Source organism: Desulfobacula sp. (assembly GCF_030145145.1).
GTDB lineage: Bacteria > Desulfobacterota > Desulfobacteria > Desulfobacterales > Desulfobacteraceae > Desulfobacula.
Genome location: NZ_JAQYWD010000001.1, coordinates 51,419 through 63,809, shown reverse-complemented (window position 1 = coordinate 63,809; position 12,391 = coordinate 51,419). Strand labels below are relative to the sequence as shown.

13 protein-coding genes are annotated in these 12,391 nt (G+C 42.0%); 2 read left to right on the top strand and 11 right to left on the bottom strand.

All coding sequences use genetic code 11. The features are described from left to right. The 10 genes from Q1Q15_RS00285 to cobU form a co-directional block, all read right to left on the bottom strand. Positions 1-783 (bottom strand): CheR family methyltransferase, encoded by a 783-nt coding sequence (locus tag Q1Q15_RS00285; RefSeq protein ID WP_300454994.1) that lies wholly within the window; start codon positions 781-783, stop codon positions 1-3. A 35-nt stretch (positions 784-818) separates the two neighbouring features. Next, positions 819-1,244, bottom strand: coding sequence for a response regulator (locus tag Q1Q15_RS00280; protein ID WP_300454991.1), 426 nt, complete (start codon positions 1,242-1,244; stop codon positions 819-821). A 41-nt stretch (positions 1,245-1,285) separates the two neighbouring features. Then, complete coding sequence (locus Q1Q15_RS00275) at positions 1,286-3,802, bottom strand: chemotaxis protein CheA (RefSeq protein ID WP_300454988.1); 2,517 nt, start codon at positions 3,800-3,802, stop codon at positions 1,286-1,288. Positions 3,803-3,855: 53 nt separating this feature from the next. Next, complete coding sequence (locus Q1Q15_RS00270) at positions 3,856-4,035, bottom strand: hypothetical protein (RefSeq protein WP_363320842.1); 180 nt, start codon at positions 4,033-4,035, stop codon at positions 3,856-3,858. A 1-nt stretch (position 4,036) separates the two neighbouring features. Further along, positions 4,037-4,447 (bottom strand): hypothetical protein, encoded by a 411-nt coding sequence (locus tag Q1Q15_RS00265; RefSeq protein WP_300454985.1) that lies wholly within the window; start codon positions 4,445-4,447, stop codon positions 4,037-4,039. Positions 4,448-4,867: 420 nt separating this feature from the next. Beyond that, positions 4,868-5,737, bottom strand: a complete 870-nt coding sequence (gene cbiR, locus Q1Q15_RS00260; protein ID WP_300454982.1) for a cobamide remodeling phosphodiesterase CbiR — start codon at positions 5,735-5,737, stop codon at positions 4,868-4,870. 11 nt (positions 5,738-5,748) lie between these two features. Continuing rightward, entirely contained in the window at positions 5,749-6,705 is a 957-nt protein-coding gene (gene cbiB / locus Q1Q15_RS00255; protein ID WP_300454981.1) for an adenosylcobinamide-phosphate synthase CbiB, read from the bottom strand. Beyond that, positions 6,698-7,783: an aminotransferase class I/II-fold pyridoxal phosphate-dependent enzyme gene (locus Q1Q15_RS00250; RefSeq protein ID WP_300454978.1), complete on the bottom strand. Its 1,086-nt coding sequence runs from the start codon at positions 7,781-7,783 to the stop codon at positions 6,698-6,700. The genes cbiB and Q1Q15_RS00250 overlap by 8 nt, the downstream gene beginning before the upstream one ends. An 84-nt stretch (positions 7,784-7,867) precedes the next feature. After that, on the bottom strand, positions 7,868-8,812 hold the full coding sequence (locus Q1Q15_RS00245; protein ID WP_300454975.1) for a radical SAM protein: 945 nt from the start codon (positions 8,810-8,812) through the stop codon (positions 7,868-7,870). Positions 8,813-8,897: 85 nt separating this feature from the next. After that, complete coding sequence (gene cobU, locus Q1Q15_RS00240; RefSeq protein WP_300454973.1) at positions 8,898-9,473, bottom strand: bifunctional adenosylcobinamide kinase/adenosylcobinamide-phosphate guanylyltransferase; 576 nt, start codon at positions 9,471-9,473, stop codon at positions 8,898-8,900. 304 nt (positions 9,474-9,777) lie between these two features. Here cobU and Q1Q15_RS00235 point away from each other — a divergent pair, with 304 nt between their 5' ends. Continuing rightward, positions 9,778-11,304, top strand: a complete 1,527-nt coding sequence (locus tag Q1Q15_RS00235) for a sigma 54-interacting transcriptional regulator (protein WP_300454970.1) — start codon at positions 9,778-9,780, stop codon at positions 11,302-11,304. Between the two features lie 37 nt (positions 11,305-11,341). Further along, a complete protein-coding gene (locus Q1Q15_RS00230) occupies positions 11,342-11,536 on the top strand; it encodes a DUF2892 domain-containing protein (RefSeq protein ID WP_300454967.1) in 195 nt (64 codons plus the stop codon). Positions 11,537-11,633: 97 nt separating this feature from the next. Here Q1Q15_RS00230 and Q1Q15_RS00225 read toward each other — a convergent pair whose 3' ends face one another. Continuing rightward, the gene (locus Q1Q15_RS00225; RefSeq protein ID WP_300454964.1) at positions 11,634-12,374 is read right to left on the bottom strand and encodes an NYN domain-containing protein; all 741 of its coding nucleotides are present in this window, start codon (positions 12,372-12,374) and stop codon (positions 11,634-11,636) included. Positions 12,375-12,391: the final 17 nt, after the last annotated feature.

Sequence of the window (12,391 nt, the reverse complement as noted above, 5' to 3'; positions counted from 1 at the left end):
TCATTTTTTTTGATAGCCGCTCGGTAGAATTGTTTTCAAGGTGTGCTCAAGCCCATTAAGGCTTTCAGACAACCCCACAAATAAATAGCCACCCGGCTTTAATGCGCTGCAAAGGCGGTCGACAACCTTTTGTCTTGTCTGCGTATCAAAATAAATCATGACGTTCCTGCAAAAAATAATATCAAATGTATCTACAGGTTTGTCTGACAATAGATTAAATTTTGAAAATGTGACCAATTGCCGAACCACGGGTTTGACCTTGACATGATCCGCCCATATATTTTTCCCTTTTTGGAAATAAGTGTGCAGAAGGGATACGGGGACATTCTTCACCCGATCATTTGGATAAATTGCCCGCTGACCAAGTTTCAGCATGGAATCAGAAACATCAGACGCAAAAATGTTGAATGTAAATGAATTGGCCAGCAATTGAATTGCGATGGAAAACGCTTCTTCACCGCTGGAAGATGCAGCGCTCCAAATCTTTAACGGTTTTTTTTTGTCCAGCCCCTTGACCATATATTCGCAATGTTTGTTTTCTCTGAAAAAATAGGTATGATTGGTCGTGGTCGCATCAATAAATTCACCGAACTCATCCGGATCACGCGATATCAAATCCATATAATCAGAAACAGAGGATATTTTCATTATCCTCATTCTTTTGGCCAGCCTTGCCACCAGAAGGCTGTATTTATTTTCATTAAGAACAATGCCGGATTCTTTATAAACAATCCTGGAAAGTTTTTGATGCTGTTCAGGACTGAGATTTGTTTCAGATACCATAAATAGATTCCGTCCAGTTTTCGCTTACATTAACTTCAAAAATCAAAGCCTTCATCGCTGTCATCAAAATCTTCTTCATAATTTACTTCTCCCAGAATAGTGACGATTAAATCTCTGATGGTCTCAGCTGTAAACGGTTTGGTGATATAGCCGTGTGCACCGGAACTCATAAATTCCTTAATTTTTGACGCATTCCCCTCAGTTGAGACCACAACAACCGGAATGTCTTTTGACAGGTCATCTTTTTTTAACGCTTTGATCAACTCAAGGCCATTCATGACAGGCATATTGTAATCGGTTATGATCATATCAACCCAACTATTGTTCATCAACTCAAGTGCGTCTTTGCCATTGGCGGCTTCAAGCAATTCTGAGCTGCCATAACCGGCAGCTTTTAATGTTCGTTTTATAACCGATCGCATGGGTAAAGAATCGTCCACTATCAATATTGAATATGACATATTTTTTCCCTTTTTTTCCTTTTTCGTTTAACAGCCGGTGCTCACGCTTTCGAAACAATACTGAAGATTCCATGGATGTCAAGGATGAGGCCCACACGACCGTCAGCAAGAATCGCTCCTCCAGCAAGCCCCTCAATATCCTCAAGACGATTGCCCAGGCTTTTAATGACATACTCGTCTTTACCTAAAAGCTCATCAATAAGAAGGGCTCTTTTTTCTCCTTTGGATTCAACCACGACAACAAGGCAGTCTTGAAGGGATTTTTTCTGACTGCTGCTATTAAAAATTTCATTCAGCCGGATGACGGGAATCAGTCTGCCACGGTCCATAACCATCTCGCCTTTTCCCTCCACCGTGAAATAGTCATCTTTACCGGGTTTGAACACTTTTTGAATAGCACTGGTTGGGATAACATATTTTTCGACATCCACGCCGACCAGCATACCATCAATAATCGCAAGCGTCAGGGGCAGACTAACGGTAAATTTTGTTCCTTTTCCTATAAAAGATTCAATATTCAACTGCCCCCTGAATTTTTCTATTCCAGACTTGACCACATCCATGCCCACGCCTCTGCCGGACACATCCGTAACCTGTTTTGCAGTGGAAAACCCGGGCTGAAGGATCAGGTCATACACCTGGGCATCGGTCATTTTCTCGCCCCCGGTGATAAGCCCAGTGTTTTTCGCTTTATCAAGAATTCCGTCCTTATCAAGTCCTTTACCATCGTCCTCTATTTCTATAATGATATGTCCGCCTTTATGATACGCACGGAGAACAATTTCACCCTGGGCGGGTTTTCCTTGTGCAAGACGGTCTGATGTTGCTTCAATCCCGTGATCGACAGAATTTCGGATCATATGGACCATGGGTTCATATAGGGCATCCACTACATTTCTGTCGATTTCCGTATCTTCTCCTGCCATGACCAAATTGACCTCTTTACCTGATTTTTTTGCTAAATCCCTGACAAGCCGTATCATTTTCATAAATGTGGCTTTAATGGGAATCATACGCATGGACATGACGATGGTCTGCATATTGGTAACAATTTGCCCCAATTGAGATACATTTTGACTCAATGACGAGTCATGTATGGTCTTCTGTTTTAGCATGGACTGGGCAATCACCAGTTCGCCTGCGTAATCCACCAGGTCATCGAGTTTCTGAGTGCTCACCTTGACCTGGGTATCTGCTTTCCGTTTAGCTACATTTTGATCCATCAGGGCTGAGGCAATCTGTTTGGGTTGGACCTTTTTTGATTCAACCAGAATCTCCCCAATTTTTTTTCCCGGTTGATTTTTCTGGGTCTTAAGGGCCTGATCAAGGGAATCCTGATCAACCATATTTTTCTTGATCAGAATTGCACCCAAAGGCTCTTTATCGTTTTTTGTTAACGCAACCTGAAGCGTTTGGAGCCTCTCTCGCAAGCCATTAACGTCAATATCATCATCTGGCTGTATGAACCCGGTCTCTGTTGCCTGACGGACCCTGGTAATAAGTATTTTTAATGTGTCCACGGATTCAAGAATCGCATCTGTGGCCGTATCATTAATCAAAAATTCTCCACTGCGAGCACTATCCAAAAGATTTTCTGTGGTATGAGCAAGTTTGTTTATTTTGGTGAGGGACAAAAACCCAGACACACCTTTAATGGTATGAAAGGGGCGGAAAATATCGTTGATAATATCCTTATTCGACGGGTCCTGCTCCAGATCAATCAGGTTTACCTCAATGGTATCCAAATTTTCCCAGGCTTCAGATACAAAATCAATCAGAATTTCCATATCATCGTCTGATACTTTTTTCAATTCTGTTTGAACTTCGATGACAGGCGCCACTTCTTTTGGTTCGTTTTTTTTAGGTCTTTGTTCTTCTAAAACTTTTACTCCCAATACTTCAAGAACATCTGCATAATCAAAGGCAAAGACCTCTCCTTTTTTTAGATGGCTTAAAATAGCTTTTAACAATACCACGGCTTCCTCTATGGGTTTGGTATTGTTAATATTTTCCAGCATCATGTTTTCCATATATTTTTTGCAAACACCGGATATGTGATAAAAGGTAGGCGGTTCAATTATTTTTGAGGCGTTAATAAGGGCATCCAGACAATTTAACATTACCCCAAAAGCCGGTATATCTCCTGGACAAAAAGCACCGATCAGCAGTGTGAGTTCATCCAGTTTTATGTCTAATGTTTGGTAATCATGAAAATTTAAACTGTCTTCGGTTTTTACGGTATTATTTTCCGGAATTTTTGAAATCTGCTCATTAAAATTTAAGCCTTTTATAGATTTTGATAATTCAGATATAAACGTTTCTAACTCACTTATTTGCTCACTTACATTTTGATAATTATTTTTTACACCGTCATAAATAATATTTTTTGATTTTAAAACCTTTTTTGCCTCAGCGTTTAATGACAATCTCATGCATTGAGAATGGAGTTGTTTAAGAATGGGCAATAAAGCAGATAAGCTTTTTGGTTCTCCGGAATCTACAAGAACAAGCTCACAAGAAAATTTATCTAACACTTCATTGATACTTTCATAAGCCATTATGACGGTCCTTATTTCAAACGCTCATTGGAATTTAACATTGATAACCCCTTTTACAAATTCCAGGATTCTTGGAACAAAAGTGCTCGGCTCGGCATCATACCGATGATTTCCTTGACTTTAAGAATACCGATTCCATATTCTTCCGTCTCCAAAGTAAAGGTCAGGTATTTCCCAGTTTTGATCGTTGTCGCCTTAATTGCCTGGTTCATTGTTTCAACCAATTGGGCCATCTTAATTTCCTCCCTTACCATATGACATTATATTTTTTGTTTCTTGATTGATCATCTTTGTTAGTACGGCACAAAGGTCATCATAGGTGTCATTTATAAAAGTAAAAACCCTTGGAAAAAATTGATGGGCGACAGATAAAATGGCACTTAAATCAGTCGGAAGAATTAAAAGAATGCGTTTGTTTTCCAGCAAATCAATCAACAAGGTTAATTCTTTTAATCTATTTTCAGAATCTATAAATATAATATAAATTTCTTTCTCGAAAATCAAAGCTTGTTTCAATCTTGTTTTGAACGCTTTAACGGTCTGAAATATTTGAATTTCAATCTGATTAAAATTATGATCAATAACGTGTTTAAAGATCGCTCCTTTTTTGGAAGAGTTCTGATGAATGAAAAGGATAATGTTCATAATTCTCCTAGAATACCTTTAATAATATTTCTTACATAATGACATGTTTTAGTTATTACAATTTTTATGCCAATACAAAAAAATAAATGTTTTTTAAATTTCAGATAGTTATAAAATATATCGTTTTTTTATTTTGTCGCGGGATTAAGATAAGTTGGAATATATTTACTGTGCAGAAGTGACAACTAACTGAACTTATAAGAAAATTTAATGATTTTTAAAATTTGATGCAAAAATGGGACTGTCGCAAAGGAGAGACAAACCTCAATTGTTTTTCAAATTATAATGTTGCATCAGACAGTAAAGTCGACTTCTTGAAAGGCCAGGGCGTTCAAAGGATTCTGAAATGTTTGCTTTTGGCAGCCGACAATAAACCCTGCAGGTACTCATATTTCATTTGTTCAATATACACTTTGAATTTTAAAGTAAAGGCGATCTTGCTTGTGTGTGACAGTTTGGCAGAGGGATGTTTTTAAACCGCCTTGAAAGAAAGGTTAAAGAGCGGTTCAGGTTCTCAAAATTGAACACTTCAAGGCTGACCACCCCTGTAAATTTTTCCAGAATCGTCTGAACTTGTCTGAAGTGATGGTCCGGCAACTTGTCAAGAGCGGTATGATCTTTCACCGGCCCATGGGCGAATGATACCCCATGCAAATGGATAACAGGGGTTTTGGACTGATGTTTCTCAAACGTTTCCAAAAGGTTGTGTCCATACTTTATCTGGTGGCCGGCATCAATACACACGGACAGGTTAAATTCAGCAACCAGATCTTCCACCAGGGAAAAAGGATAATCAAGGGTTTCAATGGAAATAATTCCCGGATGGGCCAGTTTGGTGAGCAGTGAATCAAGGCCTTTTCGGGTTCTTTGCTGCCACTTTTTCAGCAACCGCTGATGGGGGATTTCCTTTTTCATTTCCGGCGGCATGTCAAGGTGAAGGGTGTGGGTGGTGGGTGTCAAGGGTGCAAACCGATCAATGACCCCTAAAAGCGTGTCAACCGCTTTTTGTCTTTTTTCCAGAGACGCGCCGGTGAGACTCACATCAAAGGGAAGGTGGATATTGTAAGTCAAATTCAGCTGTTGGGATAAAGATAAAAGGGTTTGCACATCTTCATTTGATGGCAGGACATCTTCGGGTTGGCTTTCAAAAACAAGCAATTCAATTTCATCAAAAAAAGCCCCCAGTTTTCTAACATTGGGGATGATATGATCCGGAAAAATAAAAGACGTGGTGCCAAGTTTGAACCGTTTTTCCATCATTGGGGAATCAGCTGGTTTTAAATCAGGCATCGGTAATCCCCCTAACCTGAAAAAACATACGCAATACCGCATGATATCAGGGTGGCAATCAATGAACCGAACATCATCAGGTCACAGGCCTGTTGTATTTTTTTACTTTCCGGGTCTTTAAATTCTTTTCCGATAAACGGCTTTTCAACCAGATCGCCATGGTACATATTGGGACCCCCCAGCTTTATTTCAAGGGCACCTGAAAAAGCGGCTTCCGGATATCCGGCATTGGGACTTTTATGGAGAGACCCCTGGAAAATACCGGTTTTTAATGCCAGCATACCGTTTTTAAACGACAGGAGACCTGCACTCAAGGCAATGATAAGGACCGAGAGCCTTGCCGGGAAAAAATTGGCCACATCATCCATTCGAGCAGCCGCCCGGCCAAAATAAAGATACGTGTGATTTTTATATCCCACCATTGAATCCAGGGTGTTGACCATTTTGTAAGCCAGGGCCAACGGCACGCCCCCGATCACGGCAAAAAACAAGGGAGATAAAAACCCGTCCACAAAATTTTCAGCCACGGTTTCCACACTGGCCCTTGTGATGGCCGTTTGATCCAGATGTTGCGTCTGCCGGCCGACAATCCTGGAGACCTTTTCCCGGGCGGTTTCAATATCCTTTTTTTCCAGGGCGGCCAAAACATCTAACGCAGCTCTTTCAAGGCTTTTTGATGAAAAACAGAAAAACAGCAGGATCGCCTGGACACCATATCCAAAAACAGGATGAACCCCCATGCTCACTCGAATGGTGATAAAGGCGATGAGCCATGTAGAGAGAATCAGGCTGCCGGCAAAGAAAAATCCTGAAACCAGGGGCGGTTTGACATAGCGCCTGAACCGGATTTCAAAAAAAGAGATGGCTTTGCCCATGTAAATGACCGGGTGGGGTAATCTTTTTGGATCCCCCAGGAGAACATCAAGAATAAACGCGGCCGGTATAATGGTCCAGTGAAGATCAATCATGGTTAACCACCTGTTTTATCAGATCTGCCAGACGGGCATTGATGGGTCTTTTTTTTAGCGAAAATCTGACATACTGATCTGACAACCCTATAAAATTAGCACAATCCCGGATCAGTATTTTGTGCTGCCCGATCCGCCGGCAAAACGCCGTTGAGGTTATGTCACCGGTCAAACGGGCTAAAAGAAAATAGGTGCAGGAATCCACCCATTGTAACGCTTTAATATCCTTAAGGCTTTCAAGGAACACCTGCTTTTCTAATGTGATAAAATCCCTTGTCCGTTGATAAAAGGGCTCTATCCTTTCAGGATGGTCAAAAATGTGGTTGATCACTGCCTGGGCCAGTGCATTCACACTCCATGGCTGGTAATAGACCATGATCTGTTCAATCAGCCCCCTGGCGGCACTTAAAAACCCGGTACGAAGCCCGGGTATCCTGAATATTTTTGACATGGAGGACAGCACGATCAGATTCTCGTATCCCGTGTATGATACCAGGGAAATCTCCCGGGCCTGATCCACGAACGGAAGATAGGATTCATCAATGATAAAAATCGTATCTTTATGTTTTTGAATCAGGTACACCAGTTTTTCCCGTGACAATAGTGAGCCGGTGGGATTGTTGGGATTGCAGATAAAAACCGTATCCGCCTCCTGGGCCATCCGGGACAGGTCATCCATATCCGGAACAAATAGTTCTGAGGCTTTTGCAAGGCAATGGGTAAAAGTAATATTATGCATGAGACAGGCATCCTTGTAATCCGAATAGGTGGGGCCGGCAATTAATACCTTTTTTGATCCCAGGGCTTTGGGGATGGTGTAAATAAACCAGGTGGTGCCATTGCCTGCTGCAACGGTATTGTGGTCTATCCCGTGAAATCCGGCAAACCCTTTTCTCATGGTCTCTGCATCCGGTTCAGGAAGGGATCTGATGTCCATTAAATTGTCGCAAATGACTTTTTCTATTGTTTCCGGCGGTCCCAGCGGATTTAAATTACTGCTCATGTCAATAATATCACTATCGCTGCAGCCCATTGTTTTTGCCAGTTCCTTAATATTTCCACCATGGCCGAGTATCATTTCATCTGTTCCTTTTCAGCGATTAATGCCCTGGTTGTAAAAACAAAATCGCACCGCTTAACGCTCGTATAACCGTATTTGTTATCATGATTTTTTTACTGTCTGATAAAAAACACCCCGTTCCTGGGATTTTCCAATAATTTTCTTTTCCTGTTCAAGACCATGGATACAGGCATCCAGCACGTGTTTTTCAACCCCCAGCATCTGCAGCAAATCCTGCTTTGTGCAGGGCCTTCGATGAATGGTTTCCACGATGGCGGCCCTGATATCTTCTCTGTGTATCCGGGCCTGGATGTCTCCATCCACCTTTGCGATAATTTCGCTATTGGGGAACCCCAGAATCCGGATCACGCGTTCAAGTTGTGACCTTGATGCCGGTTCAATTCCGGCTAAAGTTCCCGGCCGATCCAGGGTATTGATCTGTATCCGATCCGGTTGAATCCGTTGTATCGCATCTTTCAGCAGCAGCAAATCAGACCGGCTGTCATTCATCCCTGGAAGAACAAACACCTCCAGCCAGATACGTCCCGTATATTCTGCTGCAAACCGTTCAATACCCCTTATAATTTCATGGATCTCCAACCCTTTCCGGGGCCGGTTAATCCTGATAAATGCCGATGTTGAAACCGCATCAAGAGACGGCACCACCAAATCTGCTTTTAACATTGCATGCCGCACGGTTGGATCAGAAAAAAGGGTTGAATTGGTCAGAACCGCCACCTTAATCTGTGGTTTTGTTTTCTTAATATACTCAATCACCTGGGCAAGCTTGCTGTTTAATGTGGGTTCGCCCGACCCGGAAAAAGTGATATAGTCCGGATCTGCATTGTGCTGCCAATAATGATCCAGTTCTTTTTTCACCTCGGCAAACCGGACATACTCTTTTTTCTCAAGGGTTAACCGGGTGGTTTTCCCGCACTCACAATAGACACAGTCCAGACTGCAGGTTTTATGGGGAACCAGATCAACCCCCAGGGAGAGACCCAGCCGCCGAGACGGCACCGGCCCGAAAATATACTTATATTGCATGGATATTTACTTCCTTGTGATGGTTAAACATTGCGGTTCCTCTGTGGGGCTGTTTTTTCTGCACGGTTAACCGGTTTCCTTTGATTTAGGGGGTTGGTTTTATCTGACAGTCAATTCCGGCAACCATCATCACGACTTTATCTGCCGTTTTTGCCGTCCGTTGATTGACCAGCCCGGCAACATCCCTGAATCGTCTGGCAAGCCTGTTTTCCGGAACAATCCCGGTGCCCACTTCATTGGAAACCAGAAATACCGGACACTGGCACTGCTCAAGAGACGTTTCCAGTTGTTGAAGCGCCCCATCAATTTGATCCGGCGTATATGACTGAAACAAAAGATTGGACGCCCAGAGTGTCAGGCAGTCCACAAGGATGACACCTGCTTTTGAAGAAAATTTATTTATTGTTTCATGAATTTTCACGGGTTCTTCAATGGTCTGCCAGTCTTTTCCCCGCTCTTGTTGATGCTTTTTTACCCGATCTTCCATTTCAGAATCGGTTGGCACGGATGTGGCAATAAAAATTTTATTTTTGCCCTGCACCCGGTTGGCCTGATCCAGGGCAAAAGTGCTTTTCCCACTTCTGCAGCCCCCGATCACAAATGTTACACATTTGCCGGAATCTCGTTTCTTCTCTATGTTTACAGATCGATCTTTTCCCATCACAATCCTGTTATTGATTTTTTATTTAAATCTTTATAAAAAAGGTCGTATTATTCCATTAATATTTACTTTTATCAAGAAAAATCCCGGCGGGCAAACGGGTCGTTGGTCTGCGCCTCCCCTGTATCCGAAAACGGATTTCCATCCGGGCGTCGCCGGTTTAGACCCGGCAAAACATTATCCCTTGTTCTGGTATCAGATTTTATGTAATACTATCCGGACAGCCTTGTGTATGAATAAAGTATGACAATAATAGGATGAGAGTAAGCGCTGAACTTGTAACTTATTATACGGACGACAATAAATGAATTTTTCTGAAGAAGTCTCTTTTTTATATCAAATCAGTGAATCACTGAACCAACACATGGACATGAAAAAATCCCTGTTCAAGGTATTAAGTGTTCTATCGGAATCCATGGATCTGGTCCGGGGGATCATCTTTTTGATCAACTCTGAAACCGGAGAAATACGGATTGAAATGGCCCATGGCATTTCCGAAGAGACCACGCGTCAAATCAAATATCTTCCCGGTGAAGGCATTATTGGAAGGGTCATCCAAAATGGAGAGTCCGCGGTGGTTCCCCGCATCAGTAAGGAACCGCTGTTTCTTGATAAAACCCATTCAAGGGATATTATAGAAGGCCGGGAGTATTCTTTTATCTGCGTGCCCATAAAAAAAGACAACCGGGTGGTGGGTGCCATCAGTGCGGATCGACCCTTTGAAGGCAAACAGTCCCTGGAAAAGGGAGAAAAACTCTTGTCGGTTGTGGCCACCATGGTGGCCCATCATGTTATCCATATTGAAACCATCCGGGTGGAAAAAGAACAGCTCAAAACCGAAAACATCCGCCTGAAATCAGCCCTGGAAAATCGATACAGTTTTACCAATATTATTGGAAATTCCAACAAGATGCGAGAAGTGCTTCAAATGATCTCCCAGGTATCTTCTTCTTCAGCAACGGTTCTCATCCGGGGAGAAAGTGGGACAGGAAAAGAATTGGTTGCCAATGCCATCCATTATAACAGTGAAAGAAACCAGAAACCCTTTATCAAAATTAATTGTGCCGCCATCCCGGAAAACCTTATCGAAAGTGAATTGTTTGGCCATGAAAAAGGTGCGTTTACCGGGGCTTCCCAACAGAAAAAAGGGAAATTTGAAGTGGCGGATACAGGCACCATCTTTTTAGATGAAATTGGGAATATGTCCCTTTCTGCCCAGGTCAAACTGTTGAGAGTACTGCAGGAAAAAGAATTTGAACGGGTAGGGGGATACAAACCCATTAAATCCAATGTCAGAATAGTGGCGGCCACCAATTCAAACCTTGAAGAGATGGTCCAGCAAAGCAAATTCAGGGATGATCTTTATTTCAGGCTGAACGTGTTCCCTATTTATATTCCCAGCCTGAGAATGCGGAAAACCGATATCATTCTATTGGCCGATCACTTTCTTGAAAAATACAAAAAAGAACATGGAAAACAAATCAAACGGATCACGACCCCGGCCATTGACATGATGATGGAATATCATTGGCCGGGAAATGTAAGAGAGCTTGAAAACTGTATAGAGCGAGCCGTCATCCTCTGTAATGAAGGCGCCATCCACAGTTATCATCTTCCCGCCACCCTTCAAACCGGAAACAAATCCAAAACCCTTCCCCTCTCCCTTGAAGATGCGGTGACACATCTTGAAAAAGAAATACTCATGGATTCTTTGAAAAATACCCGGGGAAATATTCATGCGGCAGCAAAACTCATTGGCATTACCGTCCGTAAATTTTCTTATAAGGCTGGAAAATATGGTATCAATTATAAAGATTATAGACAGAAATAACCCCCGGGGGTTCTAAAACAAACACATGAGGTAAATCATGAAAATGGAACAATATATCAGAGCCATTGCCGGCACATTAATTCTCGTATCTTTAATCCTTGGACAGCTTCATTCCCACTATTGGCTCCTTTTTACGGCCTTTGTGGGGCTGAACCTTTTACAATCTGCTTTTACAAACCTTTGTCCCATGGAAACCATCCTGGAAAAAATTTTCAAAATTTCCAAGGTATAAGGATACCCATCCCGGACATTGGTCTAAAAAAATATCAGCGGCCAATGACAGCAGCCCTTAAATTCGGCAAAATGTAATATGGGACTCGGAAATGGGTTTATTTTTTTCGGATATCTTTTAAGTATAACGCCTTTGAATGTCCGTCACCCACTTCTCTTTCCTCAATCTGAAATAATTTTGTTGCGGTTATGAGCTCACCTAATTTTTTATACCCATAATTTCTCGGATCAAACTCCGGGGCTTGTTTGGCAATATGGCTGCCAACAGAGGCCAAATGGGCCCACCCACTATCATCAGAAGAATTTTCAACCGCCATTCTCAACACATTCACCAACTTTGTATCCTGCTTTAATTCTGATGTTGTTTTTCGATTAATCCCTAAGGCATCCTCATCTTTTGATCGGAGAACTTCGGTGAAGATGAATTTATCACAGGCTGAAACAAACGGTTCCGGTGTTTTTTTTTCTCCAAAGCCATAAACAATAAGGCCGGCTTCCCTTATCCTTGATGCCAGTTTTGTAAAATCACTGTCACTGGAAACAACACAGAAACCATCAAAATTTTTCGTGTAAAGTAAATCCATTGCATCTATTATCATGGCACTGTCCGTGGCATTTTTTCCTGTGGTATATCTAAATTGCTGGATGGGCTGGATGGAATAGCGCAACAAAACCTCTTTCCATCCTTTCAGGTCCGGCAATGTCCAATCCCCATAAATCCGCTTTACATTTGAAGTTCCATATTTTGCGATTTCCGTCAATAATCCTTCAACAATAGCCGGTTGGGCATTCTCTGCATCTATAAGTACGGCTAATTTTTCAGTTTTTAAATCTGACATTATTTTCCTTTTTATTT

Excerpts from the sequence above, each read along its gene's own strand:
- Q1Q15_RS00275 (WP_300454988.1), bottom strand. The coding sequence starts at position 3,802 with ATGGCTTATGAAAGTATCAATGAAGTGTTAGATAAATTTTCTTGTGAG.
- Q1Q15_RS00225 (WP_300454964.1), bottom strand. The coding sequence starts at position 12,374 with ATGTCAGATTTAAAAACTGAAAAATTAGCCGTACTTATAGATGCAGAG.
- Q1Q15_RS00280 (WP_300454991.1), bottom strand. The coding sequence starts at position 1,244 with ATGTCATATTCAATATTGATAGTGGACGATTCTTTACCCATGCGATCG.
- cbiR (WP_300454982.1), bottom strand. The coding sequence starts at position 5,737 with ATGCCTGATTTAAAACCAGCTGATTCCCCAATGATGGAAAAACGGTTC.
- Q1Q15_RS00245 (WP_300454975.1), bottom strand. The coding sequence starts at position 8,812 with ATGCAATATAAGTATATTTTCGGGCCGGTGCCGTCTCGGCGGCTGGGT.
- cbiB (WP_300454981.1), bottom strand. The coding sequence starts at position 6,705 with ATGATTGATCTTCACTGGACCATTATACCGGCCGCGTTTATTCTTGAT.
- Q1Q15_RS00265 (WP_300454985.1), bottom strand. The coding sequence starts at position 4,447 with ATGAACATTATCCTTTTCATTCATCAGAACTCTTCCAAAAAAGGAGCG.
- Q1Q15_RS00230 (WP_300454967.1), top strand. The coding sequence starts at position 11,342 with ATGAAAATGGAACAATATATCAGAGCCATTGCCGGCACATTAATTCTC.
- Q1Q15_RS00235 (WP_300454970.1), top strand. The coding sequence starts at position 9,778 with ATGAATTTTTCTGAAGAAGTCTCTTTTTTATATCAAATCAGTGAATCA.
- cobU (WP_300454973.1), bottom strand. The coding sequence starts at position 9,473 with ATGGGAAAAGATCGATCTGTAAACATAGAGAAGAAACGAGATTCCGGC.
- Q1Q15_RS00250 (WP_300454978.1), bottom strand. The coding sequence starts at position 7,783 with ATGATACTCGGCCATGGTGGAAATATTAAGGAACTGGCAAAAACAATG.
- Q1Q15_RS00285 (WP_300454994.1), bottom strand. The coding sequence starts at position 783 with ATGGTATCTGAAACAAATCTCAGTCCTGAACAGCATCAAAAACTTTCC.
- Q1Q15_RS00270 (WP_363320842.1), bottom strand. The coding sequence starts at position 4,035 with ATGGCCCAATTGGTTGAAACAATGAACCAGGCAATTAAGGCGACAACG.